Genomic DNA, 16,809 nt, shown 5'->3' on the forward strand with positions numbered 1-16,809 from the left:
GGCACCTGCACGAACTGACCAGGGACCTGGACCTGTCGGCGTTCGTACTGTTCTCCTCCTTCGCCGCCACCTTCGGCGCCCCCGGCCAGGGCAACCAGGCACCGGGCAACGCCTTCCTGGAGGCACTGGCCGAGCAGCGGCGGGCGGAGGGACTGACGGCCACCACGCTTGCCTGGGGACCGTGGGGCGACGGCAGTGCGGTCGCCGGCCCGGTGGGCGACCGTATGCGCCGGCACGGCATCCTGGAGATGGCCCCCGACCTCGCCGTCACGGCCCTGGGCCACGCCCTCGATCGGGACGAGACGGCACTGACCGTCATCGACATGGAGTGGAAGCGCTTCGCGCTGGCCTTCACCGCGGACCGGTCGCGTCCCCTGCTGGACGACCTGCCGGAGGCCCGGGAAGTCATCGAGAACGCACAACCCGACCACGCGGACGACCCCACGGGTACGGTTCCGCTCACCAAGCAGCTCGCGGGGCTGTCGGCCACCGAGCAGGAACGCCTGCTGCTGGACCTGGTGCGCGGCGCCGTCGCCGCCGTACTGGGGCATGCCGGCATCGACGCGGTGGAGGCCAACCGGGCCTTCAAGGAACTCGGCTTCGACTCGCTCACCGCCGTCGAACTGCGCAACCGGCTCGGCGCCGCGACCGGGCTGAAGCTGCCGCCCACCCTGATCTTCGACCACCCGACGCCGTCCGCGGTGGCCGGATACCTGCGCGGCGAGGTGGTGCCGGAGGCCGACGGTGGCGCACCGGTGCTGGAAGAGCTCGACCGGCTGGAGTCGCTGCTCGCCGGCGCCAGCCCGGACAACGTGACCAGGGCCCGTATCACCATGCGTCTGCAGTCTCTGCTGGGGAAGTGGAACGACACCGACGCGCCGGCGGCCGCCGAGAACCCGTCCGGGCAGGGCGGTGGCATCAATGACGTGTCACAGCTTGAGGCGGCGAGCGACGAAGAACTCATCGCGTTCATCAACGAGGGCCTCGGCAGGGCGTGACTCGCCTTTCACCAAGTATGGCCCGTGAGCATTGACGGATTTCCTCGGTGTCCGTCAGACTTCTCGGTCGAGAACCGCGGTGAAATTGATCCCGCGGTTCTTTTCCCGACCCTTCCGCGGGCCGGGACCTCATGCCCTCCCCCCTGTTCACCTCCGGTCACTCAGGGGTGGGTAGGGGGCGGTCAGGGGTTGTCGAGGACATTTGGGCGACCATAGCCTGCCCACGAGAAGCGGGTTGAATCACTTCTCGGTCCGATTTATTTCTGGTTCCTTTTTCCGATGCCGTCTGCCGTAAATGGGTTGCGTTTAAATGGCGAATGAAGAGACGCTGCGGGACTACCTCAAGCTGGTGACGGCGGATCTGCATCAGACCCGTCAGCGCCTGCGTGAGGCCGAGGCGAAGAACCAGGACCCCATCGCCGTCGTGGCGATGAGCTGCCGCTACCCCGGCGGGATCACCTCTCCCGAGGACCTGTGGCAGTTGGTGACCGACGAAGTGGACGTCGTCACCGAGTTTCCCGCCGACCGCGGCTGGGACCTCGACACCGTCTACCACCCCGACCCCGAGCACCCGGGCACCAGCTACGTCAAGCAGGGCGGGTTCGTCCGCGACATCGCCGGGTTCGACCCCAGCCCCTTCGGCATCAGTCCGCGTGAGGCGCTGTCCATGGACCCCCAGCAGCGGCTGCTGCTGGAGACGTCGTGGGAGGCGTTCGAACGCGCCGGCATCGACCCGACGACCCTGCGCGGCAAGCAGGTCGGCGTCTTCGTCGGCACCAGCAGCCACGACTACCTGACCGCGCTGCTGAGCTCGTCCGAGGATCTCGAGGGCTACCTGGGCACCGGCAACGCCGCCAGCGTCGCCTCCGGCCGGCTGTCGTACGCCTTCGGGCTCGAGGGGCCCGCCCTCACCGTCGACACCGCCTGCTCCTCGTCGCTGGTCGCCCTGCACCTGGCCGTCCAGGCGCTGCGCAACGGCGAGTGCTCGATGGCGCTGGCCGGCGGCGCGACCCTGATGTCGGCGCCGGGCACCTTCATCGACTACAGCAAGCAGCGCGGCCTGGCCATGGACGGCCGCTGCAAGGCCTTCTCCTCCGCAGCCGACGGCTTCTGCCTCGCCGAGGGCGTGGGCATCCTGCTGGTCGAACGGCTCTCCGACGCACGTCGCAAGGGGCATCCGGTGCTGGCCGTGGTTCGCGGCACCGCTGTCAACCAGGACGGTGCCAGCAACGGGCTCACGGCACCCAACGGTCCGTCCCAGCAGCGGGTCATCCTGCAGGCCCTGGCCAACGCACGGCTCACCCCGCAGGAGGTCGACGCCGTCGAGGCGCACGGCACCGGCACCGCACTCGGCGACCCGATCGAGGCCCAGGCGCTGCTCGCCACCTACGGCCAGGACCGGCCGCAGGACCAGCCGCTCTGGCTCGGCTCACTGAAGACCAACATCGGGCACGCGCAGGCCGCCGCCGGCGTCGCCGGCGTCATCAAATCGGTCATGGCACTGCGCAACGGCGTGCTGCCCAGGACGCTGCACCTGAACGAGCCGACGCCGCATGTCGACTGGTCCGCGGGCGAGGTGTCGCTGCTGTCCGAGGCGCGGGAGTGGCCGCGCACCGACCGCCCGCGGCGCATCGGCGTGTCGTCGTTCGGGATGAGCGGCACCAACGCCCACACCATTCTGGAAGAGGCCGAGGAGACCACCGGGACGGCGGCGCCGGCCGCCGATGGGGCGGGGCGCCTGCCGCACGTTCCGGTGGTGCTGTCCGGCAAGGACGACGCGGCGCTGCGCGCCCAGGCAGGCCAACTCCGCGCTCACCTGGCAACCCGGCCGGAAGTGCCTCTCACCGACATCGCCTACTCCCAGGCCGTCAGCCGTCCCGCGCTCGACCGCCGGGCCGTGCTCGTCGCGAGCGACCGCGAGGAGCTGCTGACCGGCCTCACCGCGCTGGCCGCCGGAGAGCTGACGAGCGCATCGGAAGCGGCCACCGAGGGCAAGGTGGCGTTCCTGTTCTCGGGTCAGGGCAGCCAGCGCGTGGGCATGGGCCGTGAGCTGTACGAGACGTATCCGGCGTTCGCCGAGGCCCTGGACGGGGTTCTCGCGCGGTTCGAACTGCCGTTGCGCGAGGCGATGTTCGGTGACGAGTCCGGGAACCTGGACCGGACGGCGTACACGCAGCCCGCCCTGTTCGCGGTCGAGGTGGCACTGTTCCGGCTCCTCGAATCGTGGGGCATCAAGCCGGACTTCGTCTCCGGCCACTCCATCGGCGAGATCGCGGCCGCCCACTGTGCGGGTGTGCTGTCGCTGGAGGACGCGTGCACCCTGGTCGCCGCGCGCGGCCGGCTGATGCAGGAGCTGCCCGCCGGTGGTGCGATGGTGGCCGTCCAGGCCACCGAGGACGAGGTCACCCCGTTCCTGACCGACCGGGTGAGCATCGCCGCGGTCAACGGCCCCACCTCCGTGGTGGTCGCCGGTGACGAGGACGCCGTACTGGACATCGCCGCCTCCTTCGAGGCGCAGGGCCGCAAGACGAAGCGGCTGACGGTCAGCCACGCCTTCCACTCCCCGCACATGGACGGCATGCTGGAGGCGTTCCGCCGGGTTGCCGAGGGCTTGTCGTACGAGGCCCCGCGCATCCCGCTCGTCTCCAACCTCACGGGCACGATCGTGACCCGCGACGAGGTGTGCTCGCCGGAGTTCTGGGTGCGGCACGTGCGCGAGGCGGTCCGCTTCCTCGACGGCGTGCGGTACCTGGAAGGGCAGGACGTCACCGTCTACCTGGAGCTCGGGCCGGGCGGTGTGCTGACCGCCATGGCACAGGACTGCGTGACGCGCGAGGGTGCCGCGTTCACCCCCACCCTGCGCAAGGACCGCCCCGAGCCGCAGGCGCTGGCGACCGCCGCCGCACGGCTGCACGCCCGCGGTGCCGCGGTCGACTGGGAGGCCTTCTTCTCCGGCACCGGCGCCCGGCGCGTCGACCTGCCCACGTATGCCTTCCGGCGCCAGGTGTACTGGCCACGTGACCCGTTCTCCCAGCCGGAGGCCCTCTCCGCCGAGGCCCTCGACGCGGTGAGCGCGCGGTTCTGGGAGGTCGTGGACAGCGAGGACCTCGCGGCGCTCACGCAAACCCTCGGGGTCGACGCCGGCCAGCCGCTCAGCGACGTCCTGCCCGTGCTGTCCGCCTGGCACCGGCGCAACCGCGACCGCAACACGGTCGACAGCTGGCGCTACCGGGTGACCTGGCAGCCCTTGACACAGACCGTGCACCGGCCGCTGACCGGCACCTGGCTGCTGGTCACGCCCGCCGGGCTCGCCGACGAGGCCTGGGTGAGCGCGGCCGGACGCATGCTCGCCGACAGCGGTGTGACCGTACGGCACTGTGCGCTCGACACCGCGGCCGACGACCGTTCGGCGGTCGCCGAGCAGATCCGCGCCGCACTGGACGGCGGCACCGCGGACGTCAGCGGCGTGCTGTCCCTGCTCGCTCTCGACGAACGGCCGCACGCCGCCCACGAGGCGGTGCCGGCGGGCCTGGCGGCGACCACCGCGCTCGTGCAGGCCCTCGGCGACGCGGGCGTCGAGGGGCCGCTGTGGTGCGTCACCCGGACAGCGGTCAGCGTGGGCCGCTCCGACCTGCTGCGCAGCCCGGGCCAGGCACACGTGTGGGGCCTGGGCCGGTCGGCCGCCCAGGAGTACCCGGAGCGGTGGGGCGGACTGATCGACCTGCCGGAGACGCCCGACGAGCGCGCGCTCGCCCGGCTCGCCGACATCCTCGGTGGCATGGGCACCCCGGCGAACCCGGGCGGCTTCGGCGACGAGGACCAGCTCGCCGTACGCTCTCAGGGCATCTTCGTACGCCGCCTCGCCCGCGCCGGGCAGACGGCCCCGACCGACTCGACGGCGCACCCCTGGCCCCGCACCGGAACCACCCTGATCACCGGCGGGACCGGCGCGCTCGGCGCCCGGGTCGCACGCCGGCTGGCCCGCAACGGCGCCGCACACCTGTTGCTGGTCGGCCGCCGCGGCGCGGACGCTCCCGGTGCCGCCGAACTGCATGCCGAACTCACCGCACTGGGCGCCGAGGTGACCGTCGCCGCCTGCGACGTCGCCGACCGCGCCGCCCTGGCACGGCTGCTGGCCACGGTTCCCGAGCGGCACCCGCTGACCGCCGTCGTACACGCCGCAGGTGTGCTCGACGACGGAGTGCTGGACGCCCAGACCCCGCAGCGGCTCGCCACCGTGCTGCGGCCCAAGTCGGCCGCCGCGACGGTGCTGCACGAGCTGACCCGCGACCTCGACCTGTCCGCGTTCGTGCTCTTCTCCTCGTTCGCGGGCACCTTCGGCGGTGCCGGCCAGGGCAACTACGCCGCGGCCAACGCCTGCCTCGACGCACTGGCGGAACACCGCAGGGCCCAGGGCCTGCCCGCCACCGTGCTCGCCTGGGGCGCCTGGGCCGAGGCCGGCATGGCCACCGACCAGGTGGTGTCCCAGCGGCTCCGCCAGGCCGGGCTGGCACCGATGGACCCGGAGCTGGCACTCACCGCACTGGACAAGGCGCTCGCGCTCGACGAGACGTTCTCGCTCGTCGCCGACATCGACTGGGCGCGGCTCGCACCCGGACTCACCGCCGTGCGCCCCAACCCGTTCATCACCGGCCTGCCCGAGGCACGGCGCGCCCTGGAAGGTGTCGCCGGTACCGACGGCGCCTCGGGTGACCCGTCGTCCTTCCGGCGCCGTCTCACGGACGCACCGGAGGGCGAACGGGAGCGGCTCGTCCTGGACTTCGTCCGCACCCAGGTCGCGGCCGTCCTCAACCACCCCGGACCGGAAGCCGTCGAGCCCGGACGCGCCTTCCGCGACCTCGGCTTCGACTCGCTGACCGCCGTAGAGATCCGCAACCTGCTGGCGTCGCTCACTGGACTGCGGCTGCCCGCGACCCTCGTGTTCGACCACCCCAACGCGCTCGCCCTGGCCGACTTCCTGCGCGGCGCCCTGCTCGGCGCGCCGGCCCCGGACACCACGGGACCGGCCCGCCGCACCTCCGCCGACGACGCCGACGACCCCATCGCCATCGTGGCGATGAGCTGCCGCTTCCCCGGCGGAGTGCGCGCCCCCGAAGACCTGTGGGAACTGCTGGCGGCCGGGCAGGACGCGATCACCGGCTTCCCGGCCGACCGCGGCTGGGACGTCGACGCCCTCCACGACCCGGAAGGCCGGGGCGAGAACACCACCTACGTACGCGACGGGGGATTTCTCGCCGGCGCCGCCGAGTTCGACCCGGCGTTCTTCGGTATCTCGCCGCGTGAGGCGCTGGCGATGGATCCGCAGCAGCGGCTGCTGCTGGAGACCTCCTGGGAGGCGTTCGAGCGGGCCGGCATCGACCCGACGACGCTGCGCCGTGAGCGGGTCGGCGTCTTCGCCGGCACCAACGGGCAGGACTACCTGTCCCTGATGCTGGCCGCCCCGGAGGGCGTCGAGGGCTTCCTCGGCACCGGCAACGCCGCCAGTGTCCTCTCCGGCCGCGTCTCCTACGTCCTCGGCCTCGAAGGCCCCGCGGTCACCGTCGACACGGCCTGCTCCTCCTCGCTCGTGGCGCTGCACTGGGCGATCCAGGCGCTGCGCGCCGGGGAGTGCACCATGGCGCTGGCCGGCGGTGTCACGGTGATGTCCACTCCCGCGTCGTTCGTCGACTTCAGCCGGCAGCGCGGCCTGGCCGCCGACGGACGCATCAAGGCGTTCGCCGCGGCCGCGGACGGCACCGGCTGGGGCGAGGGCGTGGGCGTGCTGCTCGTCGAGCGGCTGTCCGACGCCCGCCGCAACGGCCACCCCGTCCTCGCCCTGGTCCGCGGCAGCGCCATCAACCAGGACGGCGCCAGCAACGGCCTGACCGCGCCCAACGGCCCTTCCCAGCAGCGCGTGATCCGGCAGGCGCTGACGAGTGCCGGGCTGTCCGCCGCCGACGTCGACGCGGTGGAGGCGCACGGCACCGGTACGACGCTCGGCGACCCGATCGAGGCGCAGGCGCTGCTCGCCACCTACGGGCAGGAGCGCCCGGACGGACGGCCGTTGTGGCTGGGCTCCATCAAGTCCAATCTGGGCCACACCCAGGCCGCGGCCGGCGTCGCCGGGATCATCAAGATGGTCATGGCGATGCGGCACGGCATCCTGCCGCCGACCCTGCACGTGGACGAGCCGACCCCGCACGTCGACTGGGCGAGCGGCGCGGTCGCCCTCCTCACGGACTCCCAGGAGTGGACGCCGGTCGAGGGCCGTCCCCGGCGGGCCGGCATCTCCTCGTTCGGCATCAGCGGCACCAACGCGCACACCATCCTCGAGCAGGCCCCCGAGGCCGCCGGGGACGAGAGCGCGGTCCGCCCGGTACGACCGGCCGCGGCGGCCCCGCTGCTGCTCTCCGCGAAGACCGCGGACGGCCTGCGCGACCAGGCAGGACGCCTGCGTTCCCACCTGTCCCGCCACCCCTCGCTCGACCTCACGGACGTGGCGTTCTCGCTCGCCACCGGACGCTCCCACTTCGAGCGCCGCGCCGCACTGATCACTGCTGACCGCGACAGGCTCCTGGCGGAGCTGGCGACACTGGCCCAGGGACAGGCCACTGCCGCACTGGTCGAGGGCACCCCCGTCGCCGGGAAGCCGGCGTTCCTGTTCACCGGGCAGGGCAGCCAGCGACCGGGCATGGGCCGGGAGCTGTACGAGGCGTACCCGGTCTTCGCGGAGGCACTGGACGGGGCCTGCGCCTACCTCGACCGGGACCTGCAACGGCCGCTCCTGGACGTCATGTTCGGCGACGGCACCGAGCGGCTGGACCGGACGGCGTACACGCAGCCCGCGTTGTTCGCGGTGGAGGTGGCGCTGTTCCGGCTGCTGGAGTCGTGGGGTGTGCGCCCGGACTTCGTCTCCGGTCACTCCATCGGTGAGATCGCGGCCGCGCACTGTGCGGGTGTGCTGTCGCTGGCCGACGCGTGCACGCTGGTCGCGGCGCGTGGCCGGCTGATGCAGGAGCTGCCGTCCGGTGGTGCGATGGTGGCCGTCCAGGCCACCGAGGACGAGGTCGCGCCGTACCTGACCGATGCCGTGAGCATCGCGGCCGTCAACGGCCCCACCTCCGTGGTCGTGGCCGGTGACGAGGACGCCGTACTGGAGATCGCCGCCCGCTTCGAGGAGCAGGGCCGCAAGATCAAGCGTCTGACGGTCAGTCACGCGTTCCATTCGCCGCACATGGACGGGATGCTGGAGGCGTTCCGCCGGGTCGCCGAGGGCTTGTCGTACGAGGCTCCGCGTATCCCGGTCGTCTCGAACCTCACCGGCGCCGTCGCGACCGCGGAGGAGCTCACCAGCCCCGGCTTCTGGGTCCGCCATGTCCGTGAGGCCGTCCGTTTCCACGACGGAGTCCAGGCGCTGGAGGCCCAGAACGTCACCACCTTCATCGAGCTCGGCCCGGACGGTGTGCTCTCGGCCATGGCGCAGGACTGCGTCACCGGCGAGGACCATGCGTTCGTGCCGGTGCTCCGCGCGGGCCGTCCGGAGCCCGAGACCCTGACCACGGCCCTCGCGCACGCCCACACCAGGGGCATCGCGGTGGACTGGCAGGCCTACTACGCCGGCACCGGCGCCCACCGTGTCGACCTGCCCACCTACGCCTTCCAGCACCGGCGCTACTGGCCCCAGTTGCCCGCCTACCTGGCCGGTGACGTCGCCGCCATCGGACTGGAGGAGACGGGACATCCCCTGCTGGGTGCCTGCGCGGAGCTGCCGGACTCGGACGGTCTGCTGCTCACCGGACGGCTGTCGCTGCACAGCCACCCGTGGCTCGCGGACCACGCGGTCGCGGGTTCGGTCCTGCTGCCCGGCACCGCCTTCCTGGAACTGGCGCTGCACGCGGGCGACCAGGCCGGCTGTGACTACCTGGAGGAGCTGACGCTGGAGGCGCCGCTGATCCTGCCGGAACACGGCGGGCTTCAGCTGCGGCTGGTGGTCGGTGCGGCCGACAGCGCGGGGCGCCGGCCGCTCGCCCTGCACTCACGGACCGAGGACGCGCCCGCCGAGGAGCCGTGGACCCGGCACGCCGGCGGTGTGCTGGCCTCGGGCGGCCGGCCGGCGGCCTCCTTCGACCTGGCTGTCTGGCCGCCCGCCGGTGCCACCGAGGTGGACGTCGAGGGCCGCTACGAGCAGCTCGGCGCCATCGGCTTCGCCTACGGTCCCGCCTTCCAGGGGCTGCGCAGGGTCTGGCGGCGGGACGGCGAGCTCTTCGCCGAGGTGAGTCTGGCGGGCGACGCCGAGGCGGAGGCGGGCCGGTTCGGCCTGCACCCCGCGCTGCTCGACTCCGCCCTGCACGCCATCGGACTCGACGGACTGGGCGCCTCCGACGGACGGGGCAGGCTGCCGTTCGCATGGACGGGAGTGTCGCTGCACGCCGGCGGGGCCGCCACGGTGCGCGTCCGGCTCGTCGCGGCGGGCGCCGAGGCGGTCCGGCTGGAGATCGCCGACGTGACCGGCGCGCCCGTCGCCGCCGTCGAGGCACTCGGGCTCCGTCCGGTCTCGGACGATGCACTCCGCCAGGCCCGCGGCACCTACCACGAGGCCCTGTTCCGGCACGAGTGGACCCCGCTGCCCGCCGCGCCGACGACCGCGGGCGACACCGCCGGACGGTGGGCGGTGCTCGGCACGGACGGCGAGGCGGCCGGACACGTGCCGGGCGGACTCCGCGCCGACGCGTACCCGGACCTGGCCGCGCTGACGGCCGCCGTGGACGCCGGCGCCCAGATCCCGGACGTGGTCCTGCTGCCCTGCTCGCCGGTCGGCGACCCGACCGAGGACGGGGTGCGCCGGGCCGCGGGCGCGGCCCTCGACGCCGCCCAGGCGTGGCTCGCGGACCAGCGGTTCGCCGCATCCCGGCTCGTCTTCGTCACGCGTGGGACGGTGGCCGCCGAGCCCGGCGAGACGGTGGACGACCCGGCGCACGCCGCGCTGTGGGGTCTGATCCGCTCCGCGCAGACCGAGAACCCGGACCGGTTCGTCCTGCTCGACACGGACGACGCCGACGGCTCGTGGCAGACCCTGCCGGCGGCGCTGGAGTGCGGCGAGCCGCAACTGGCGGTCCGCCGGGGCACCGTACGGGCGCTGCGGCTGGCCCGGGCCGCCGTCGGGACCGAGCCGCAGACGCGGCCGTACGACCCCACGGGCACCGTGCTGATCACCGGCGCCACCGGAGCCCTGGGACGGCTGATCGCCCGTCACCTGGTGGCCGAGGCGGGCGTACGGAGGCTGCTGCTGGTCGGCCGGCGCGGCGACGCGGCCGAGGGGGCGGCGGAGCTGACCGCCGAACTCGGCGCGCTCGGCGCGCAGGTCACCTGGGCCGCCTGCGACGTCGCACACCGCGAGGCACTTGAGGCGGTGCTCGCCGCCGTGCCCGCCGAGCATCCGCTGACCGCCGTCGTGCACGCCGCCGGTGTGCTCGACGACGGCGTCATCGGGTCCCTGACCGGGCAGCGGATGGAGGAGGTGCTGCGTCCGAAGGCGTATGCGGCGCTGCATCTGCACGAGTTGACCCGCGACCTCGACCTGTCCGCCTTCGTCCTGTTCTCGTCGTCGTCCGGCGTCTTCGGCGGCCCGGGTCAGGGCAACTACGCGGCGGCCAACGCCTTCCTCGACGCGCTCGCCCGGCACCGCGCGGACCAGGGACTGCCCGCCACCTCGCTGGCCTGGGGCCTGTGGGCGGTCGCGGACGGCATGGCCGGCGGCCTGGACGAGACCGACGTCGCCCGGATGCGGCGCGCGGGACTGCCGCCGCTGACCGTCGAGGACGGGCTGGCGCTGTTCGACACCGCCCGGACGTTCGGCGAGCCGGCCCTGGTGCCGATGCGGGTGGACCCGGCTGCCCTGCGCACCCAGGCGGCCACCGGGACCCTGGCGCCGCTGCTGCGCGGCCTGGTCCGCACCCCCGTGCGCCGGGCGGCCGAGGCGGCCGCCGCCGGTGCCGAAGAGGCCCTGGCCGAGCGGCTTTCCGGGCGCCCCGCCGAGGAGCAGGAGCGGACGCTGCTCGCCCTGGTCCGCGCCCAGGTGGCCGCCGTACTCGGCCACGCGGGCCCGGAGGCCGTCGAGTCGGGCCGGGCCTTCAAGGAGCTCGGCTTCGACTCGCTGACCGCCGTCGAGCTGCGCAACCGGCTGAACGCGGCGACCGGGCTGCGCCTGCCCGCCACGCTGATCTTCGACTACCCCGATCCGACCGTGCTCGCCCGCCATCTGCGCTCCGAGCTGACCGGCACCGCGAGCTCCGCCGTCGTCCCGGCGCCCGTTGCCGCGGCGGGCCACGACGAGCCCGTCGCCATCGTCGCGATGAGCTGCCGCTACCCGGGCGGCGTACGCACCCCCGAGGACCTGTGGGGGATGCTCGCCGCGGGCGCCGACGGCGTCTCGGCGTTCCCCGGCGACCGCGGCTGGGACCTCGACGGCCTCTACCATCCGGACCCCGACCACCAGGGCACCTCGTACGCCCGGGAAGGCGGGTTCCTCCACGACGCCGCGGAGTTCGACCCGGCGTTCTTCGGGATCAACCCGCGTGAGGCGCTGGCGATGGACCCGCAGCAGCGGCTGCTGCTGGAGACCTCCTGGGAGGCCTTCGAGCGGGCCGGGATCGATCCGGTGTCCCTGCGCGGCAGCAGGACCGGGGTGTTCGCCGGCGTGATGTACCACGACTACGGAGCCCGGCTGCACGCCGTCCCCGACGAGGTGGAGGGCTACCTGGGCACCGGCAGCTCCAGCAGCGTCGTGTCGGGCCGCGTGGCCTACACCTTCGGCCTGGAGGGGCCCGCGGTCACCGTCGACACGGCCTGTTCCTCGTCCCTGGTGGCCCTGCACCTGGCCGCGCAGGCGCTGCGCAACGGGGAGTGCTCGCTGGCCCTGGCCGGCGGTGTCACCGTGATGTTCACACCGGGCACGTTCATCGAGTTCAGCCGGCAGCGGGGGCTCGCCGCCGACGGCCGCTGCAAGTCCTTCGCGGCCGCCGCCGACGGCACGGGCTGGGGCGAGGGCGCCGGCATGCTGCTGCTGGAGCGGCTCTCCGACGCCCGCCGCAACGGCCACCGGGTGCTGGCGCTCGTCGCCGGCAGCGCCGTCAACCAGGACGGTGCGAGCAACGGCCTGACCGCTCCCAACGGCCCCTCGCAGCAGCGGGTCATCCGCCAGGCCCTCGCCAACGCGCGCGTCTCCTCCTCGCAGGTCGACGTGGTCGAGGCACACGGCACCGGAACGACGCTGGGCGACCCGATCGAGGCGCAGGCGGTCATCGCCACCTACGGCCAGGGACGGCCCGCGGACCGCCCGCTGTGGCTGGGGTCGATCAAGTCGAACATCGGCCACACCCAGGCTGCCGCCGGCGTCGCGGGCATCATCAAGATGGTGCTGGCGATGCGGCACGGCATGCTGCCGCCGACCCTGAACGTGGACGAGCCGACCCCGCACGTCGACTGGGCGGCGGGCTCGGTGGAACTGCTCACCGAGGGCCGCGCCTGGCCGGCCGGGTCAGGACCGCGCCGGGCGGGCGTGTCGTCCTTCGGGATCAGCGGCACCAACGCACACGTCATCCTCGAGCAGGCTCCCGCCACCACGGAGCCGACGGGCACCGCGCCGGACACCGGGTTGCCGGTCGTCCCGCTGCTGCTGTCCGCACGGGGCACGGACGCCCTGCAGGCCCAAGCGCACCGGCTGCGCTCCCACCTGCTCGCCCACCCCGACGGCAGCCTCACCGACCTCGGCTTCTCCCTGGCCACGACCCGTGCCGCCCTCGACGACCGGGCGGCCCTGCTCGCCGCCGACCGCGACCAGGCGCTGCGCGGCCTGGAGGCGCTGGCGCGCGGCGAGGCGCACGGTACGGCGCTGCGCGGCACGGCCACGGACGGCACGACCGCCTTCCTCTTCACCGGCCAGGGCAGCCAGCGTCCCGGCATGGGCCGCGAACTGTACGCCGCGTACCCGGCGTTCGCGCAGGCCCTGGACGCGGTCTGCGCCGAGTTCGACCGCCACCTGGACGAACCGCTCAAGGACGTGCTCTTCGCGGCCGACGGCGAGCTGCTGGACCGTACCGACTACACCCAGCCCGCCCTGTTCGCCCTCGAGGTCGCGCTGTTCCGGCTGGTCGAGGCATGGGGCGTACGCCCCGACGTCCTGTGCGGTCATTCCGTCGGCGAGCTGGCCGCCGCGCACTGTGCCGGTGTGCTGTCGCTCGCGGACGCCTGCACCCTGGTGGCCGCCCGCGGCCGGCTGATGCGGGACCTGCCGGAGCGTGGCGCGATGGTGGCGATCCAGGCCACGCAGGAGGAGATCACCCTTCCCGACGGTGTCGCCGTCGCCGCGGTCAACGGACCGCAGTCCGTGGTGGTCTCCGGCGACGAGGACGCCGTACTGGACATCGCGGCCGCCTTCGCGGTGCGGGGACGCAAGACGCGCCGGCTGACCGTCAGCCACGCCTTCCACTCCCCGCACATGGACGGCATGCTGGCCGACTTCAGGAAGGTCGCCGAGGGCCTCACCTGCCACGCGCCGCGCATCCCGGTCGTCTCCTGCCTCACCGGTGCCCCCCTGACCGAGACGGACGTGACGCTGCCCGACTTCTGGGTGCGGCACGTGCGCGACACCGTCCGCTTCGCCGACGGCGTACGCACGCTCGAGGAGCAGGGCGTCACCACCTACGTGGAGCTCGGACCCGACGCGGTGCTCTCCGCGCTGGCACAGGAGAGCGTCACCGCCGGCGCGTTCCTGCCCCTGCTGCGCGGCGGCCGGGCGGAAGCCGAGTCGGTGACGACGGCGCTCGCCGGGCTGCACGTGCGCGGCACGGCGGTGGACTGGACGGCGTTCTTCGCGGCCACCGGCGCGCGCGGCGTCGAGCTGCCGACCTACCCCTTCCAGCGGCAGCGCTACTGGCTCGACGTCGGTTTCTCCGCCGAGGACGTGATGGCAGCCGGCCTCGACGCGGCGGGCCACCCGCTGCTGGGCGCGACGGTGGAACTGCCCGAGTCCGGCGGCCTCGTCCTCACCGGCAGGCTGTCCCTGCAGACCCAGCAGTGGCTCGCCGACCACACCGTCATGGACACCGTGCTGCTGCCCGGCACCGCCTTCGTCGAACTCGCGCTGCGCGCCGCCGCACAGAGCGGCTGCGACACCGTCGAGGAACTCACCCTCGAAACGCCCCTGCTCCTGCCCGACCACGGCGGACTCCACCTGCGTCTGACCGTCGGACCGGCGGACGACTCGGGCCGGCGCACCCTCGCCGTGCACTCCCGCCCGGAGGACGCGGCCGACGCACAGCCGTGGCTGCGGCACGCGGCCGGCCTGCTGGCCACCGCGCCCGCCCCCGAACCGTTCGACCTGGCCGTCTGGCCGCCCGAGGGCGCCATCGAGATCCGTACCGACGGCCTGTACGAGGCCGCCGCCGCGTCCGGGCTCGGCTACGGCCCCGTCTTCCAGGGCCTGCGATCCGTATGGCGGCGCGGCGACGACCTGTTCGCCGAGATCGGCCTGCCCGACGGCCCCGGGACCGACGCGACCGCCTTCGGGCTGCACCCGGCACTGCTCGACTCCGCCCTGCACGGCATCGGGCTGGGCGGGCTCCTCCCGGACCAGGACGGCACCGCGGGCGGCCCCCGCCTGCCGTTCGCCTGGACCGGTGTCCGGCTGCACGCCGCCGGCGCCGACTCGCTGCGGGTGCGCCTCGCCCCGGGCGCCTCCGGCGGTGTCGCGCTGCAGGTCGCCGACGCGACCGGACTCCCGGTCGCCTCCGTCGACGAGCTGATCCTGCGCCCCGTGAACGCCGGACAGCTCGCCGCGTCCCGCAGCGCCGGCCACGACTCGCTGTTCCGGGTCGAGTGGACCCCGGTACCGGTGCCGGCCGAGGGCATCCCGGCCGGCGAACGCTGGGTCGTGCTCGGCCGCCCCGAGGACGCGGACACCCTCCGCGGCGAACGACTCGTCCACTACCCCGATCTGCCCGCGCTCGCCGCCGCCGACGACGTACCCGACGTGGTGCTCGTCCCGCTGCCCGCCGGGAACGAGACCGGGGACGAGACCAGCGGTACCGCCGAAGCCGCCAGGGCCGCCACCCGCGAGGTCCTGCGGACGGTGCAGACCTGGCTGGCCGACGCCCGCCTCGGCAGGGCACACCTGGTGTTCGTCACCACCGGTGCGACCGGAACCCGGCCCACGGAGGACGTGACCGACATCGTCCACGCACCGGTGTGGGGTCTGGTCCGCGCCGCCCAGTCGGAGAACCCCGGACGGTTCACACTGCTCGACACCGACGGCACCGACGCCTCGCGCCGGGTGCTGGCCGCCGCCCTGGCCTCGGGCGAACCCCAACTCGCCCTGCGCTCCGGCACCGCACACGCCTGCCGCCTGGCCCGCGCCGCGGCGACCGCGGAGACCACCGCCGCCGAACTCGACCCGTCCGGCACCGTCCTCATCACCGGGGCCGGCACCCTCGGCCGGCTGGTCGCCCGCCACCTGGTGGCCGAACGCGGCGTACGACACCTGCTGCTGGCCAGCCGTCGCGGCGAGGCCACCGAAGGCGCCGCGGAACTCACCTCCGAACTGGCGGCGTCGGGCGCCCGCGTCACCTGGGCCGCGTGCGACGCCGCGGACCGGGAGGCGCTGGCCGGGCTGCTCGCGGCGATACCGGGCGAACACCCCCTGACCGCGGTGGTCCACACCGCCGGTGTCCTCGACGACGGCGTCCTCGACTCACTGACCGAGGACCGCATCGACCGGGTACTGCGTCCCAAGACCGACGCGGCATGGAACCTGCACGAACTCACCCGCGACCTGGACCTGACCGCGTTCGTCCTCTTCTCCTCCGTCGCCGGCCTGTTCGGCGCCGCCGGGCAGGGCAACTACGCGGCGGCGAACACCTTCCTCGACGCGCTCGCCCAGCACCGCGCGGCCCAGGGCCTGCCGGCCACCTCGCTCGCCTGGGGCGTGTGGGCCACCGACGACGGCATGGCGGGCGCCCTCACGGAGGCCGACCTGACCAGGATGGCTCGCGCCGGCGTCGCGCCACTGGCCGTGACCGAGGGCCTCGCCCTGTTCGACGCGGCCGGCACGCTCCCGGACCCGCTGCTCGTGCCGATGCGCACCGACGCCGCCGGACTGCGCGCCCAGGCCGCCGCCGGCACCCTGTCCCCGCTGCTGCGCGGACTCGTCCGCACCCCGGCGGCGCGCGCCGCCGCCGGCCCGGGCACGGCCGGCGCACCCACGGCGGCCTCCCTGGAGCAGCGCCTGGCCGGACTGACGGGCACCGAACGCGAACGCATGCTGCTCGACGTGGTACGCACCCAGGTCGCCGCCGTGCTCGGCCACGCCGGGCCGGACGCGGTCGACCCCGGCCGCGGCTTCCTCGACCTGGGCTTCGACTCGCTCACCGCCGTCGACCTGCGCAACCGACTCGGCGCAGCCGCCGGGATCCGCCTGCCCGTCACGCTGATCTTCGACTATCCGACCCCTACGGCGCTCGCCGGTCACCTCAGCGCAGAGCTGGGCGACGGCGCCGCCCCGGCCGCCCACGGCGTACACGCCGAACTCGACAGGCTCGAGGCGATCCTCTCCGAGGTCGGCCCCGACGACGTCGAACGACCCGGCATCGACGCCCGCCTGCGAGAGCTCCTGTCCAAGTGGAACGACACGCACAGTGCAACCGACGGCACCCGAAGCGGCGACATCGACTCCGCCACCGCGGACGAGATCTTCGACCTGCTCGACGACGAGCTCGGCCTTTCCTGACCCACGCGCACCGAGCCCGCGCTTTCCGGC

At 74.0% G+C, this 16,809-nt stretch carries 2 protein-coding genes; both read left to right on the forward strand.

Going from position 1 to position 16,809, the window contains the following annotated elements; all coding sequences use genetic code 11:
• Positions 1–998: beta-ketoacyl reductase (locus ACWGJ5_RS43730; RefSeq protein WP_453315177.1), on the forward strand; the 998-nt coding region annotated here is incomplete at its 5' end.
• 349 nt (positions 999–1,347) lie between these two features.
• On the forward strand, positions 1,348–16,779 hold the full coding sequence (locus ACWGJ5_RS43735; protein WP_453315180.1) for a type I polyketide synthase: 15,432 nt from the start codon (positions 1,348–1,350) through the stop codon (positions 16,777–16,779).
• The last annotated feature ends 30 nt before the right edge of the window (positions 16,780–16,809 follow it).

The sequence above is a fragment of the Streptomyces sp. NPDC054783 genome, assembly GCF_053611725.1.